Origin of the sequence: Chryseobacterium sp. C-71 (assembly GCF_020911865.1) — a bacterium.
Lineage (GTDB): Bacteria > Bacteroidota > Bacteroidia > Flavobacteriales > Weeksellaceae > Chryseobacterium.
Map to the genome: position 1 here is coordinate 328,102 of NZ_CP087131.1, position 14,234 is coordinate 342,335.

General features: G+C 33.5%; 15 protein-coding genes. 7 read left to right on the forward strand and 8 right to left on the reverse strand.

The annotated features are described in order from the left end of the window. Positions 1 to 80 precede the first annotated feature (80 nt). The gene (locus LNP04_RS01330; RefSeq protein ID WP_229984796.1) at positions 81 to 497 is read left to right on the forward strand and encodes a nucleoside-diphosphate kinase; all 417 of its coding nucleotides are present in this window, start codon (positions 81 to 83) and stop codon (positions 495 to 497) included. Between the two features lie 312 nt (positions 498 to 809). On the opposite strand, the gene rpe is transcribed toward LNP04_RS01330, so the two are convergent. Both rpe and LNP04_RS01340 read right to left on the reverse strand, forming a co-directional pair. Continuing rightward, positions 810 to 1,460 carry a ribulose-phosphate 3-epimerase gene (gene rpe, locus LNP04_RS01335; RefSeq protein WP_229984797.1) on the reverse strand — a complete coding sequence of 217 codons (651 nt, stop codon included), beginning with the start codon at positions 1,458 to 1,460 and terminating at the stop codon, positions 810 to 812. 326 nt (positions 1,461 to 1,786) lie between these two features. Beyond that, a complete protein-coding gene (locus tag LNP04_RS01340; RefSeq protein ID WP_229984798.1) occupies positions 1,787 to 2,863 on the reverse strand; it encodes a M28 family peptidase in 1,077 nt (358 codons plus the stop codon). A 52-nt stretch (positions 2,864 to 2,915) separates the two neighbouring features. On the opposite strand from LNP04_RS01340, the gene LNP04_RS01345 reads away from it, so the two are divergent. Beyond that, the gene (locus LNP04_RS01345) at positions 2,916 to 3,623 is read left to right on the forward strand and encodes a DUF4294 domain-containing protein (protein WP_229984799.1); all 708 of its coding nucleotides are present in this window, start codon (positions 2,916 to 2,918) and stop codon (positions 3,621 to 3,623) included. Positions 3,624 to 3,645: 22 nt separating this feature from the next. Here the strand turns inward: LNP04_RS01345 and LNP04_RS01350 are convergent, their stop codons facing one another. After that, complete coding sequence (locus tag LNP04_RS01350; RefSeq protein WP_229984800.1) at positions 3,646 to 4,062, reverse strand: NUDIX domain-containing protein; 417 nt, start codon at positions 4,060 to 4,062, stop codon at positions 3,646 to 3,648. Between the two features lie 67 nt (positions 4,063 to 4,129). Further along, on the reverse strand, positions 4,130 to 4,831 hold the full coding sequence (gene mnmD, locus LNP04_RS01355; protein WP_229986330.1) for a tRNA (5-methylaminomethyl-2-thiouridine)(34)-methyltransferase MnmD: 702 nt from the start codon (positions 4,829 to 4,831) through the stop codon (positions 4,130 to 4,132). Between the two features lie 84 nt (positions 4,832 to 4,915). Between mnmD and LNP04_RS01360 the strand changes: the two genes are divergently transcribed. The 3 genes from LNP04_RS01360 (at position 4,916) to LNP04_RS01370 (ending at position 7,923) form a co-directional block, all read left to right on the forward strand. Next, entirely contained in the window at positions 4,916 to 5,989 is a 1,074-nt protein-coding gene (locus tag LNP04_RS01360) for a branched-chain amino acid aminotransferase (RefSeq protein ID WP_229984801.1), read from the forward strand. A gap of 304 nt (positions 5,990 to 6,293) precedes the next feature. Beyond that, positions 6,294 to 6,806: an FKBP-type peptidyl-prolyl cis-trans isomerase gene (locus tag LNP04_RS01365; RefSeq protein WP_229984802.1), complete on the forward strand. Its 513-nt coding sequence runs from the start codon at positions 6,294 to 6,296 to the stop codon at positions 6,804 to 6,806. Positions 6,807 to 6,885: 79 nt separating this feature from the next. Further along, on the forward strand, positions 6,886 to 7,923 hold the full coding sequence (locus tag LNP04_RS01370; RefSeq protein ID WP_229986331.1) for a peptidylprolyl isomerase: 1,038 nt from the start codon (positions 6,886 to 6,888) through the stop codon (positions 7,921 to 7,923). 116 nt (positions 7,924 to 8,039) lie between these two features. On the opposite strand, the gene LNP04_RS01375 is transcribed toward LNP04_RS01370, so the two are convergent. Further along, positions 8,040 to 9,842: an ABC transporter ATP-binding protein gene (locus LNP04_RS01375; protein ID WP_229984803.1), complete on the reverse strand. Its 1,803-nt coding sequence runs from the start codon at positions 9,840 to 9,842 to the stop codon at positions 8,040 to 8,042. 161 nt (positions 9,843 to 10,003) lie between these two features. Between LNP04_RS01375 and LNP04_RS01380 the strand changes: the two genes are divergently transcribed. Beyond that, a complete protein-coding gene (locus LNP04_RS01380; protein ID WP_229984804.1) occupies positions 10,004 to 10,585 on the forward strand; it encodes a hypothetical protein in 582 nt (193 codons plus the stop codon). A 55-nt stretch (positions 10,586 to 10,640) separates the two neighbouring features. On the opposite strand, the gene LNP04_RS01385 is transcribed toward LNP04_RS01380, so the two are convergent. Further along, positions 10,641 to 11,282 (reverse strand): hypothetical protein, encoded by a 642-nt coding sequence (locus LNP04_RS01385; RefSeq protein WP_229984805.1) that lies wholly within the window; start codon positions 11,280 to 11,282, stop codon positions 10,641 to 10,643. Between the two features lie 64 nt (positions 11,283 to 11,346). Further along, the gene (locus tag LNP04_RS01390) at positions 11,347 to 12,090 is read right to left on the reverse strand and encodes a DUF6261 family protein (RefSeq protein ID WP_229984806.1); all 744 of its coding nucleotides are present in this window, start codon (positions 12,088 to 12,090) and stop codon (positions 11,347 to 11,349) included. A 417-nt stretch (positions 12,091 to 12,507) separates the two neighbouring features. Here LNP04_RS01390 and LNP04_RS01395 point away from each other — a divergent pair, with 417 nt between their 5' ends. Then, the gene (locus LNP04_RS01395) at positions 12,508 to 13,674 is read left to right on the forward strand and encodes an aspartyl protease family protein (RefSeq protein ID WP_229984807.1); all 1,167 of its coding nucleotides are present in this window, start codon (positions 12,508 to 12,510) and stop codon (positions 13,672 to 13,674) included. 78 nt (positions 13,675 to 13,752) lie between these two features. Here the strand turns inward: LNP04_RS01395 and LNP04_RS01400 are convergent, their stop codons facing one another. Next, positions 13,753 to 14,229: a hypothetical protein gene (locus LNP04_RS01400; RefSeq protein ID WP_229984808.1), complete on the reverse strand. Its 477-nt coding sequence runs from the start codon at positions 14,227 to 14,229 to the stop codon at positions 13,753 to 13,755. Positions 14,230 to 14,234: the final 5 nt, after the last annotated feature.

The following is a 14,234-nucleotide window of genomic DNA, read 5'->3' on the forward strand; positions in this document are numbered from 1 at the left end:
GTTATTTTGTGTTAAAATTAATTTGAAAATATATTTAGATATTTTTCGTAATTTTGCAGCATTAAAAAAAATATACATTTATGTCTAACATTACATTTACTATGATTAAGCCTGATGCAGTTACTGATGGGCACATCGGAGCTATTTTAGGGAAAATTTCAGAAGGAGGTTTCAAAATTAAAGCTTTAAAATTAACTCAGCTTACTGTTGCTGATGCTAAGAAATTCTATGAAGTTCACGCTGAAAGACCATTTTATGGAGAATTGGTTGACTTTATGAGTTCAGGGCCAATTGTTGCTGCTGTTTTGGAAAAAGATAATGCTGTTGAAGATTTCAGAACTTTAATTGGTTCTACAAATCCTGCTGATGCTGCTGAAGGAACTATCAGAAAAATGTTTGCTAGAAGCATCGGAGAGAATGCTGTGCACGGATCTGACTCTGATGAGAATGCTCTTATTGAAGCACAATTTCATTTTGCAGGAAGAGAGATTTTCTAATCAAAACTCTTAGAAATAAAAAAATCCGGATAATTTCCGGATTTTTTCGTTTTTAAGTGATTAATTGAAATTTATCTGCCATTTCGTCACTGAAGATATCTCAATCAATCATTAATATTATTATAACTTTAATTAAAAATAAGAATAAATAATTAAAATTACATTGTCAATTTCGCAAATATGTTTTGATATAATTATTTAGTTGGCGTGAATATATTGTTATTGTGAAAAATTCCGTGTTTCCATCGATGGCTTTAATTTAAAAAAATCAGAGCTTTGCATCTATAAATTAATATCAAAAACAGAGACTGATTATACTTTTAGAAGCTCTATTGTTCTTTCCGGACTTTCAGCAGAAAAAACTGCATTACCAGCAACTAAAACATCAGCACCTGCTTCAAATAATTTGGAAGCGTTATCTAAATTTACACCGCCGTCAATTTCGATTAAAGCTGTAGAATTATTGCTTAAAATTAAATCTTTAGTCTCTGCAATCTTCTTGTAGGTATTTTCGATAAATTTCTGACCACCAAATCCCGGGTTTACACTCATCAATAAAACCAAATCTACATCGGCAATAATATCTTCAAGCATTAAAACAGGCGTAGAAGGATTAAGTACAACACCAGCTTTTGCACCTTTGCTTTGAATCAAATTAATGGTTCTGTGAAGATGTGTACACGCTTCGTAATGTATAGAAACTAAATCAGCTCCGTACTCAATAAATTCTTCAACATACTTTTCTGGTTCTAAAATCATCAAATGCACATCCACGAATTTTTTTGCGTGCTGCTGAATAGTTTTCATAACCGGAAAACCAAAAGATATATTGGGAACAAATCTTCCATCCATTACATCAACATGTAGCCAATCGGCTTGAGAATTGTTGAGCATTTCAATATCTCTTTGTAGATTCCCGAAGTCTGCTGATAATAGGGAAGGAGCGATGAGTTTAGTTTTCATTTTTACTTATATTTCTTTTATTTTTTTAAAATGGATTGACAAATAGAAAATAATACGAAAATATGCCTACAATCAATATCGCTTCTATAATTGCTAGCTTAATATTATTTATTTTCATTACCAATAATCTATCAATAACAAACAATATTAGTGGAAAAATACTTATAATTAATAGTGTTTCAAGAATCATATTGTAGGCAGATCCTATTTTTGGAGGATTAAAAATTTTATATATCATTAAAAATAATACGTAAGCGAAAAATAATGTCACTATAACTGATATAAAAGTTGGCTTTCGTATTAAATGACTGAAAAAACTTTTCATCTTAATGATACTTCAGTTTCATTTCTGGTGTAATCTTCAATAGTGTTTCGTAAATTAATTGAATCACATTTCCGACATCTTCTTTTGAAACCATTTCTACTGTTGTATGCATGTATCTTAAAGGCAATGAAATCAATGCGCTTGGTACGCCTCCGTTTGAATGTGCAAACGCGTCAGTGTCTGTTCCTGTCGCTCTGCTTGCGGCAGCTCTTTGGAAAGGAATTTCTTTCTTTTTTGCAGTGTCAATAATCAATTCTCTGATCACATGGTGAACACTTGGTGCAAAGAAAACTACCGGGCCATCACCACATTTTTGATCTCCTTCTTTTTTCTTTTCAATCATTGGAGTTGTGGTGTCATGCGTAACGTCTGTTACGATGGCAATATTTGGCTTGATGGTGTCAGCAATCATATCTGCGCCATACAAGCCAACTTCTTCCTGAACAGAATTGGTAATATATAAGCCAAAGGGAAGTTGTTTTTTATTCTCTTTTAAAAGTCTTGCAACTTCAGCAATCATAAATCCGCCGATTCTGTTGTCTAAAGCTCTGCAGACAAAATAACGGTCATTCATTTCGAAAAACTCATCTGGATAAGTAATCATACATCCAACGAAAATTCCTAAATCTTCAACTTCCTGTTTTGTAGTTGCTCCACAATCAATGAATATATTTTCAATTTTTGGGGTAGGTTCGTTTTGGTTTGCGCTTCTTGTGTGAATCGCAGGCCAGCCGAAAACACCTTTTACAATTCCTTTTTCACCATGAATATGGACGATTTTTGAAGGGGCAATCGTTTGATCAGAACCTCCGTTTCTGATAACATAAATCAATCCGTCATCTGTAATGTAATTGACGTACCAAGAAATTTCATCAGCGTGAGCTTCAATCACCACTTTGAATTCGGCTTCGGGATTAATGATTCCGTAACAGGTTCCGTAGTGATCAACCTCGATTTTGTCAACGTATGGAGTGATGTAATCCATCCACACTTCCTGGCCTTTGTGTTCGTATCCGGTTGGTGATGAAGTGTTTAAATATTTTTCTAAAAATTTCAAAGATTTCTTCTCGAATTTCATATTTAAGGAATGATTTTTGTAGTTAAGTTTCGTTATAATACGTGTAAAAATAATGAAATTTCATAAAATCACCTTTCTTTTTCTGTTCTTTTTTGGTGTTGTTGCACTCGGGCAGCAAAGGGATTCTATTATTGCTAAACCTTTAAGCCAATATCCTCAAGATCAACTGAAAACTGATGAATTTGGCAATAAATATTATTATGATGAAAGACAAAAGGCTAAAATCTATGAGATTAATGGTGAGACTGTAGTAGTGATGGATGAATTGGTTTTGCTTAATAAACCTAAGTTTAATAATCAACTAGATAAGAATTATTATTTCTTCCTCAATAAAAAATTGTACAGAGTATATCCTTTATTTCTAACGGCATTGCAGCAATACAGAGATATTCAGGTTGAAATGAAGATTATGGATACCGCTGCCAAAAGGAAATATATCAAAGACCGTCAAAATATGCTTGCAGATCAATATGAAAAGCAACTGAGAGATTTAACGACAACAGAAGGTCAGGTTTTTGCAAAATTAATGAACAGAGCGACAGGGAAAAATGTTTTCGAAATCATTAAAGAAATGCGTGGTGGCTGGAGTGCCTTCTGGTGGAACGTAAAAGGTAAATTGGCAGATATCGATTTAAAAGACCGATACAATCCACATAAAAATAGAACCGATGAGTTTTTAGAATCTTTACTACAATCCAATTGGAATTCAGGTTATTTGCAACCTTATCCCGGAGCAAGAGATTTTAAAGTTTCCAAATAATAAAAATTCCTGTAAAAATATTTTACAGGAATTTTTCTTTTAATTTTTCAAAAACGATAATATCTACAGGTAACGTAAAAGGATTTACTTCTGTATCTATAGGAAGCCATTCTGTTTTTTCTATGCAAGGGTCGAGAATCAGAAAATCTTCTTCATTGGTAATTTTCACTATATAATATATAGTAAGGAGTTGCTCATTTTCTCTGAATCTTGAAACTAAAAAATCTTCCTGCGTGTAAAGATGTTCTACTATATCTATTTTTACGTTGAGCTCTTCGTCAAACTCACGGTGAAGACATTCAGTTAATCCTTCTCCAAATTCTAATCCGCCACCGGGAAATTTCAATAAAGGCTGTCCTGCATGTTCTTCAAAAAGCGTGAGAACTTTATTATCTTTTACTGCACAGGCATAAACTCTCACGTTAATCTTATCAATCATATTTAATATTTTGTAAAGCTAATTTAAGAATTTCTATCGGAAGAATGAGTCTGATTCTATATTACAATTAACTTTCAGCTTCCTGCTTCAAATCTTCTAACTTAACAGCATTGATCATTTCCCTTTTTCCGGGTGGACCTTGCTTTTTTTCCACATTAAAATTGAGTTCTTTCAGAATTCTTCTTACGCTTCCTTTTGAGGAGTAGGTCGTTAACAATCCGTTGACACTCATTTTATCTGAAACCATCTCGAATAAAGGCTTTTCCCAAAGATCGGGCTGTACTCGCGCACCGAAACAATCGTAATAAACCAGGTTAATCTTCGGTAAATCAATGTTTTTCAGGTCAAAAAAGTCACATTGTATCTTTTTTAAATGAAAACCCTTAATGATTTCTTCTGATTTCTCCCATTCAGTTTGATGAATTTTTTGATAAATATTTTTTAATTCTGGGTTGTCAAAAAGGTCGAAGTAGGCTAAATTTTCGATTTCAGATTCATTTATCGGGTATTTTTCAAGTGTAAAATAGTTGATAATATGATTTTTGTCAGTTTTTAAATATTCATTAATTGTTACCAAAACGTTTAAACCTGTTCCAAAACCGAGTTCTAAAATGTTAATTTCGCAATCATTTATCAGATTTAATCCGTTTTTAATAAACACGTGTTCGGCTTCTTGTAACGCACCATGGTGTGAATGATAGTTTTCGTTTAATTCATTGATAAACAATGTTTTACTACCGTCGTTTGTGGTTCTGATTTCTCTTTCCAAAGTATTTTTTTTCAAATTTAATGTAAAATTTTTATATTTGAAAAATTATGTTAAATTTGTAGAACATCATAAAAATTTTAAGAAATGATAATTCAAAAAACAGAAAACTCTAGAATTTCTACTTTCGATCCCAATAATTTTTCGTTTGGAAATACTTTCAGTGATCACATGATTATCTGTGAATATGAAGACGGTAAATGGGGCGATGTGAAATTGGTTCCTTACGGTCCTTTGCTGTTTACGCCTGCAATGATGGGGGTAAATTACGGACAGGCTTGCTTTGAAGGTATGAAAGCTTACAAAGACAACGACGGACAGGTTTTCCTTTTCAGGCCCGAAAAGAATTTTGAGCGTATCAATAAATCTGCAAAACGTCTTGCAATGCCGGAAGTTACTGAAGAAATATTTTTGGATGGTCTTAAAGCATTAGTAAATATCGATAGAGAATGGATCCCTCAAGGTGAAGGTAATTCTTTATATATAAGACCGCTAATTTTTGCTACAGAAGAAGCTTTAAAAGCAAGAGTTGCGAATAAATATATGTTTGCAATTGTGGCAACACCTGCAAAAATGTACTATACAGAACCTGTATCTGTGAAAATTTCTGATCATTACTCAAGAGCAGCAAGCGGTGGAGTAGGTTCAGCAAAAGCAGCAGGAAACTACGCTGCTTCTTTCTACCCGACTCAGCTGGCGATTGAAGAAGGTTATGATCAAATAATCTGGACAGATGATGCTACTCACGAATACTTCGAAGAAAGCGGAACGATGAATGTTTTCGTAAGAATCAACGATACGATTTTTACGCCTCCTACTTCGGAAAAAATCTTAGACGGAGTTACCAGAGACAGTTTCATTCAGTTGGCTAAGAAAAGAGGTCTTGAAATAAAAGTAGAACCTATTAAAGTAAAAGATGTTGTTGAAGCTCAGAAAAATGGAACTTTAAAAGAAGTGTGGGGAGTAGGTACAGCGGTTGTTACTACAGTTTTCCAGGCTTTAGGCTACAACGGTGATAAGTTAGAATTACCAAGACTTTCAGACGAAGAAAGCTTTGCAGTAACACTTAAAAATGATTTAGTTAATTTACAAACCAACCACTCAGAAGATCCTTTCGGATGGAGAGTTTTGGTTGAAAAAGATGTTTTAGAAACAGCTTAATTTCAATCAATTTTATATTATATCAGCCAAGATTTTTCTTGGCTTTTTTTGTTTTTAATTTAAAGTTTAAATTTATTCGCTCGCAGATCAAACCCGATTTAGCAGATTTTTTTTCAAGCGCATTGATCTATGTAATCTACAAAATCAGCGAGAAGCAAAGAATGTTTTTATTAGTTCACATTTATTTTTGATATTTAAAAACATTCGACATTTTAAAATTTCAAAGAAATATTCAAACTTTATTTTAATAAATTCCTCAAGTTTTGTTAATCATTCCCGAAATGCGTATTTTCGCAAAAGTTTTATGAAAAAAATACTTCTCATCTCCGTATTAGGACTTTTAAGCTGTAAAAGAAATACTCCACAGGTGCATCCTCCGGTGGGTGGTGTATTGAGCCAGAGTGATCTTGATGTTTCCAGAAACAGAATGAAAAATCTGAATACTTTAGAAAGACAGCAGATTCAGGATTGGGTGAATGGTCAGGATATTAAATTTTATCCTACTCAGCTTAATTACTGGACGACCGTAGAAGGTTTTGACAAAAGACAAAGAAGACCGGATGATTCTCCGATTTCGTATTCTTATGATCTGTATGATTTTGATCAGACTAAAATTTATGACAAATCTATTCAGAGAAACGATGCGAGATTCGGGCATTTTGACGAGTTGAAAGCGGTAGAAAATGCATTGAGATATATGAATGACGGCGAAGAAGTAACGCTTCTTGTACCATCAACATTAGCGTACGGAACTTTCGGAGACGAAAATAAAATAGATAACGATATTCCTTTAATTATAAAATTAAAAGTTCTATAGAATGAAATTGTTTAACAAAAATATAATTCTGGCAGCAGCAAGTGTTTCGCTGCTAAGTTGTACACCAATTTATAAGAAAATGAACGTAGACAAAGAAACTTACGAAGGGCTTAAAGACGGACTTTATGCTAATCTACAAACTACAAAAGGTAACTTGATTGTAAAGTTTGAAGACAAAAAATCACCAGTGACTGTGGCTAACTTTGTTGGTCTTGCAGAAGGTAAAATTGATAACAAAGCGAAAGCAAAAGGTGTTCCTTTCTATGACGGAACTATCTTCCACAGAGTAATTAAAGATTTCATGATCCAAGGAGGAGATCCTCAGGGAACAGGAATGGGAGATCCAGGATACAAATTTGAAGACGAGAAAAACGACCTTAAACATACAGGAAAAGGTATTTTGTCAATGGCTAACTCAGGACCAAACACTAACGGTTCTCAGTTCTTCATTACAGAAATCGCTACTCCTTGGTTAGACGGTAGACACACGATTTTCGGAGAAGTTGTAAAAGGTGACGATGTGATTGATGCAATTGCTGCTGTTGAAAAAGGTGCTCAGGATAAACCAAAAACGGATATCGTACTTGAGAAAGTAAGCATTTTCAGCAAAGGCGATGAGTACAAAGGTTATGATGCTGCAAAAACTTTCACTGAAGGTAAAGCTAAAATCGCTGAAAACAACAAAGCTTTCATCGCTAAGGAAGAGGCCGAAAAGAAGAAAAAAGAAGAAGAGTTCAAAGCAAATCAGCAGAAAATGGTTGATGATGCAAAAGCAGGAATGCAGGTAACTGAATCTGGTCTTTACTATAAAATCACTAAGAAAACTGAAGGTAAAGCTCCCAAGGCTGGTGATAATATTTCTGTACATTATGCAGGTAAACTAGTTGACGGAACTGAGTTTGATTCATCTTTCAAAAGAGGTGAGCCTCTTGAATTTCCTGTAGGAACAGGAAGAGTAATCAAAGGCTGGGACGAAGGAATTCTTTTGTTAAAAGAAGGAGAAACTGCTACACTTTTGATTCCGCCGGCAATGGCTTACGGAGAAAGAGGTGCAGGAGGAGTTATCCCAGCAAATGCATGGTTAATCTTCGATGTGGAATTGGTAAAAGTTCCTTAATCGAATTGATATAAAATAGGAAAGCCGTCTCGCAAGAGACGGCTTTTTTGTTGAGAATTTTTAATTGCAAAAAAAAGCGTTCCGTAGGAACGCTATATATCATATTAGTTTAAATATTAAACACCAGGTTTAATCACCTTTCTTTCCCCAATCTGCTGTCTCCACATCGCATAATACAATCCTTTTAAATCCAGAAGATTCTCATGTGATCCTGTTTCAATTACTTTCCCACGCTCCAAAACATAAATTCTGTCTGCGTGCATAATTGTGCTCAATCGGTGGGCAATCAATACAGTAATTTGCTCTTTTTCTTCAGAAATTTCTTTGATGGTTGAAGTGATTTCCTCTTCGGTGATGCTGTCTAAAGCGGAAGTTGCTTCATCAAAAATCAATAAATTAGGTTTTCTCAATAGAGCTCTGGCAATGGCAATTCTCTGTTTTTCACCACCACTCAGTTTCAGTCCGCCTTCGCCGATGACGGTGTCAATTCCGTTTTCCGCTCTTTCAATTAATGTTTTAGCACTTGATTTATTTAAAGCTAAATCTAGATCTCCATCGGTAGCATTGGGGTTTACGAACAATAAATTTTCTTTGATTGTTCCCGCAAAAAGCTGTGTGTCCTGCGTTACAAAACCAATCTGATTTCTCAATTCATCAAAATCAAATTCTTTCCCATTAATTCCATTATAAAAAATTGATCCTTCTTTGGGTCTGTATAATCCGACTAATAATTTTACCAAGGTACTTTTTCCTGAACCACTTGGGCCGACAAATGCGATGGTTTCTCCATTTTTTACTTCAAATGAAATATCATTCAAAGCTTTATAAGAAGCACTTTGATGCTGAAAAGCTACATGATTAAACTCTAATTTCTGAACCGCACCAATCTGTTTAGGAGTATGTGGTTTTTCCTCCACCTGCTTTTTCATTAAATTATCGAAGTTATGCAGCGATGCTTCAGCTTCACGATAGGAGATAATGATATTTCCGATTTCCTGCATTGGTCCAAAAATAAAAAACCCGTAGAACATCAATGATAAATATTGCCCCGGAGTAACAATATTTTTAAATATTAAATACAATAAAGTAAGGGTAATCAACTGCTGTAGAAAATTCACCATCGTCCCCTGAATAAAACTTAAAGAACGGATGCTTTTCACCTTTTTAAGTTCAAGCCCTAAGATTTTGTAGGTGTTGTTATTCAGACGTTTTACTTCCTGTTTCGTTAAACCTAAACTTTTAACAATCTCTATATTACGAAGACTTTCTGTTGTGCTTCCTGCCAAACCTGTAGTTTCAGTAACGATTGTTTTCTGAATGTTTTTAATCCTTTTACTCAGCAAATTCGTAATAAAAGCAATCAGGAAAATTCCCACCACATACACCGGCATAATTGACCAGTGGAGACGAATGGCATACACAGAAACGAAAATAATACTCACCAAAATTCCAAAAAAGATATTAATGAAATTGGTAATGAACTTCACAGAATCTTCTCTTACTTTCGTCAGAATTGAAAGCGTTTCACCACTTCGCTGGTCTTCAAATTCCTGATAAGGCAATGCCATCGAATGCTGCAATCCGTCAGTGAAAATATTAGCTCCAAACTTTTGGGTAATCACATTCACCACATAATCCTGAAAAGCTTTAGCAATTCTGCTGATCATTGCAGTTCCTATCAGTAATCCTAAAAAGTAAAATGCTCCGTGGTAAATATCGGTTCCGTATAAATATTCATCTAAGCTTCTGGATACAACCTTTTCTTTATCAAAATGATTGGGATGCGTCACCAACTGATCGAGAATGTTTCCCGTAATTGCCGGACTAAATAAAGAAAAAACCTGATTGATGGTCGCCAAAACCAATGACAAAATCATCAACCACTTGTGAGGTTTTAAATAACGTAATAATGTTTTCATTCTTAAAAATAACTGCCTGCAAAATTACAGATATAAATCGGATAGAGGATGGTATAAAAATAGATTTAGAGCATAAGAATTATGAGAATTAAAGTTTTAAAATTACATATATTTGAAAGCCTTATTACAGGGTAAAATTTATCAATCAATCTTTAAAAATCATGATGTACAAGACAAGATTTCTTACATTAGCATTCATTATATTTTCTTACATTTCTTTTGCTCAGACAAAGGTGATTACCGATGATCAGGCAATCAGAAAGTCTGTAGTTTATTTCGCCAACACGATTAAATACAAGAAATTAGACCAGACCGTCGGCTGTATCTATCCTAAATTTTTCACAGTCGTTCCTAAAGATCAGGTTACCCAGCTTCTGAATATGACGTACAATAATCCATTTGTAAAGATTGATGTGCAGGATATGAAATTTGCCTCCGTAGGAAAACCCGAACTCATCGATGGCGAATATTTTTCTTTGACCAGTTATTATTTAAAACTTAAAGGTGACGTTAGCTCCATGAGTGATGAGATGAAAAATAAGATCGGAGAAATGTTGATTGCAAAATATGGCAAGGGTAGTGTGAAGTATAATGCCAAAGAAGGTTCTTATATCATCAATGCACCCATGAAAGCGGTTGTTATTTCGAAAGATAGAAAATCATGGAAGCTTATATTAGCCGAGAAAGAATATAAATCTCAGCTGAAGAAGATTCTTCCAAAGAAGATTTTGGATAAGATATAAACTGAAAAAGCGATTCGTGAGAGTCGCTTTTTTTTGTTAAGATGGCTAGCATTGTTTAAAATTCTTGCTTAAATAGAAACATTTCTAAAGCTTCTGGAGAAACCATATTTTCGTTTGAAATTTTATGAATTAATGAATTGTACTTGTTATAATGTATATATTTGTTAGATGGCTTAATGTCTAAAATCTCATAAATCTCTGCTGGGCAAGTTAATTTTACCAATGATTTTGCAACTCGTATATCGTAGATTAAACAATAATTGTCGTAACTACATGCCTTGCTTGAAAAATACAGAAGTTTTGAAATGTAACTAATATTTAGCCCCTTAATTTTCTGCAACTCTTTGTATGCATTCTCAATATTATTGTTTAAAACAAATTTAAATGAATTTTCAATAAGTGAATGTTTTTCCGGAGAATCGTAGAAGCTGTTAGTCCTATATGTACCGTAACCAGTATCTGCAAATCCCCAAATCATTGTAAGTCCAAAAGGAATTGAGAAATGAATTTTACCATCGTAATAATCTTTAAAACTATCAATTATCATCCTCCTCTTAATAGATTGATTTTCAAAAGCAGTTAGATTACTTTTTAATGCTAAATTCAATTTACTCCATGTGTTGACATTGTAGGCGAACTCTGATTCCTCAAGAGGATTCAATTTATTAATAATATCTAAATATAATTCGATTTTCATTATTATCTTTTTTTAAATTTACGCAAAGTCAGTAAAAAACCGCCCTTCACCGGGCGGTTCTCATTTAAAGCTTCTCCACATTACTCTTATTTCCGGTTCGTCTTGCCAACACCACATTCGAGAAATAACTTCTTCCGTTATTGATGATTGCAAGAATGTCTTTGTAATATGCATCGTCTTTTACTGACGCGAGAGCTGCGATGTAGCCGGTCATTTTTCTGTAATCGGCTGCGAGAGATTTTCTTAAAATTTTGACATCCAAAACTATTTTTTGCGATGTTTTATAAGACCGTTGAGCAAACAGGTCGTTGAAAGCCATGTTAGAATCTGCGAGCTGATTGATGAATTTCACAATTCCCATCGTTGCTACATGAGAAGTGTAGTCGGAAGACTGCAATCTTGCCACCAATGAATTGAGCTTATTGGTTTCAGATTCGTAAGACTCATTTTCTACGTCTTTGTACTCGGATACAAGCAGATTTAAGACTGCATGAGCATCAATTTCAGACTGAATTCTTGAATTTCGATATGGTCTTAAAGAATTGCGCAAAGCCTTCACGTCGAGATCCCTCATACGGTCAAATTCTGCAATCTGTTTCGATTCTTCACTTGCTCTCACCTGATCCAGCGCAGCATTATACGTCGGAATCTGCAATTGTAAAGCATCATACAACTTTTTAAAATCTAAATCAGCTTTGACATCCAGAGATGAACCGTTGAAATCTTCAAAGAATCTTACGATTAACTGACCAAATTCTGCGTTGTGCAGTGCTGCCTGATCTATTGGGATCAATTTTGCTGTGCTCATAATTTTGTGTTTTAAATTGTTATTTTAAATTGTGTGGATATAATAATGGTCGATTGATGCAACCCAATTTTCGGGGGAAGCATCTGACGGCCGTTTAAAGTGAATCGATTTTCGGGGAAAGAAATTGGATGTTGAATTGGTGTGTTCTGATTTCGGTTATGCTCAGATGGCTACCATTTAAGGCAAACCCAAATTCAGGGAAGGAAATGTTGCATTTTTTCATCGTATTTTGTTTTTTTGTGTTATTCAAAAATATTAAAATTTTTAATTGGTGGAGTATTTATTTTTAAAAATTTTAAAGCAGATTCAAGTTAATCGTAAATCTAAACGGTAGTCCGGAACTCACCGAAGTATTCTTAGAAAGGGGTTTGGCAGTAAGTATTAGAAAAAATCCCTATTTTAGTACAAATTATCAGCATGAAGAAAAGTTTACTTCTCATTTTTATATTCTATATCACCACATTTTCTGCACAGGGGAAAAAGTTTTTTGAAAAGGGCGAGGCTGTTCTCAAAAGCCCCGTAGAAAAAATTAATCTGAAATTTGAGAATGAATTACCATTAGTCAGTGTAATCATTAACGGAAAATCTTATCAGTTTCTATTTGATACCGGTGCGCCTACGGTAATTTCTTATGCTGTTTATAACGAAATGAATCTTAAGAAAAAGCATAAAAGCAAAGTAGGAGATTCACAGAAAAATAAGCAGGAACAGATTTTTACTGAGTTGCCCGAAATGACAATTGATCAGGTTGTTTTTAAAAATATTGGTGCAATGGTGATGGATCTTCAAGGTCACGAGTTTGGATGTCTGAAAATTGACGGTGTCATTGGTGCAAGTCAAATGGCAAAACTGTTTTGGAGAATCAATTATTCTGAAAATACATTGGAAGCAACGACAGATTTGAAAAATTTCCGGATTGAAGATTATGAAACGGTTTTTAAATTTTTCTCGCTGTCTCAGAAAACACCTATTATAGAATCTAAAATTTTAGACAAAAAAATCAATCTCACTTTTGATACAGGATTTACTGGTAGTATAAAGATTTCGGATAGTGAATACAATTCTAAAAATGCAACTGTAAAGTCTATAGAGTTTTTTGGGGTAAATTCTGTAGGAGCTTTTGGTACAGGTAAACCGGTTTCTTCGTATCATTTTAGACCAAAAGAACTGGAATTAGCTCAACATAAATTTCAAAATGAAATTGTAACGACAGGAAATTCAAGCCTTCTTGGAAACGAATTTTTAAAGAAATTTAAATTTATCATCGATTGGGAAAATAATAAAATTTATCTGCACCGCATTATAGATACTCCTTCAAAAATGCAATCTTTTGGTTTTGCATATCGTTTTGTTAACCTTAAAGCAAAAGTAGTTTTGGTTTTCCGGCAAAAAGATTTTCCCATTCAAATTGATGATGAAATTTTAAGCATCAATGAAACAAGTTTTGAAAATTTAAATGAAATATCTTCGTGTGAATATCTTTTAAATAGAGTTGAAAAGAATACTAACTCGATTAAAGTAAAAGTAAAAAGAGATGGTAAGATTCTGGATTTTACTCTTGATAAGAAGGACTATTTGAATTGAGAAAAATGTTTACACCCTGTCAATTCGAGTAGGTTTTAGAAGAAAACCGTATCGAGAATCTTTATGATTCTACACTAATTATTTTTCAAACCAAGGTTTTGAATTAACAATTGGGCTCATTAGTGATTTAATTTTTTTATTTTGAATTTTTCCTGTTTTAGAAAAAGTAAATAGTTTATTGTCTTTAAATAAGAGTTTTTTTGGAGGTAAATTCCGACTCTGAATACCACCAGAAATTACATTTAATGCATATTCATTATTGGTTATCTCATTTGATATTTTATCTGAAGATAAAACCATTTCAACTTTGTTTTCTGATTTTAAAGTATCTTTTATTTCATTTAACTTTAAATAAATATACTTACCACCTTCAATTTTCCATGTACCAATATTCCAGCTTGATGCAAGATCGAAATTCCAATAATATTCTAATGTATGATCTGAATTTAAAATTAATTTTTCACCAAACTCGTTTTTATACTCACCAAAAATTTTCTCTTGAGCATTAAAATATTGAACTGAAAGAATAATTATTAAAAAATACAAAGTTTTCATATGAC

Coding starts and splice junctions, on each gene's coding strand:
- LNP04_RS01365 (WP_229984802.1), top strand. CDS start 6,294: ATGAAAAAAATACTTCTCATCTCCGTATTAGGACTTTTAAGCTGTAAA.
- LNP04_RS01400 (WP_229984808.1), bottom strand. CDS start 14,229: ATGAAAACTTTGTATTTTTTAATAATTATTCTTTCAGTTCAATATTTT.
- rpe (WP_229984797.1), bottom strand. CDS start 1,460: ATGAAAACTAAACTCATCGCTCCTTCCCTATTATCAGCAGACTTCGGG.
- LNP04_RS01375 (WP_229984803.1), bottom strand. CDS start 9,842: ATGAAAACATTATTACGTTATTTAAAACCTCACAAGTGGTTGATGATT.
- LNP04_RS01360 (WP_229984801.1), top strand. CDS start 4,916: ATGATAATTCAAAAAACAGAAAACTCTAGAATTTCTACTTTCGATCCC.
- LNP04_RS01395 (WP_229984807.1), top strand. CDS start 12,508: ATGAAGAAAAGTTTACTTCTCATTTTTATATTCTATATCACCACATTT.
- LNP04_RS01345 (WP_229984799.1), top strand. CDS start 2,916: ATGAAATTTCATAAAATCACCTTTCTTTTTCTGTTCTTTTTTGGTGTT.
- LNP04_RS01390 (WP_229984806.1), bottom strand. CDS start 12,090: ATGAGCACAGCAAAATTGATCCCAATAGATCAGGCAGCACTGCACAAC.
- LNP04_RS01340 (WP_229984798.1), bottom strand. CDS start 2,863: ATGAAATTCGAGAAGAAATCTTTGAAATTTTTAGAAAAATATTTAAAC.
- LNP04_RS01350 (WP_229984800.1), bottom strand. CDS start 4,062: ATGATTGATAAGATTAACGTGAGAGTTTATGCCTGTGCAGTAAAAGAT.
- LNP04_RS01330 (WP_229984796.1), top strand. CDS start 81: ATGTCTAACATTACATTTACTATGATTAAGCCTGATGCAGTTACTGAT.
- LNP04_RS01370 (WP_229986331.1), top strand. CDS start 6,886: ATGAACGTAGACAAAGAAACTTACGAAGGGCTTAAAGACGGACTTTAT.
- LNP04_RS01380 (WP_229984804.1), top strand. CDS start 10,004: ATGATGTACAAGACAAGATTTCTTACATTAGCATTCATTATATTTTCT.
- LNP04_RS01385 (WP_229984805.1), bottom strand. CDS start 11,282: ATGAAAATCGAATTATATTTAGATATTATTAATAAATTGAATCCTCTT.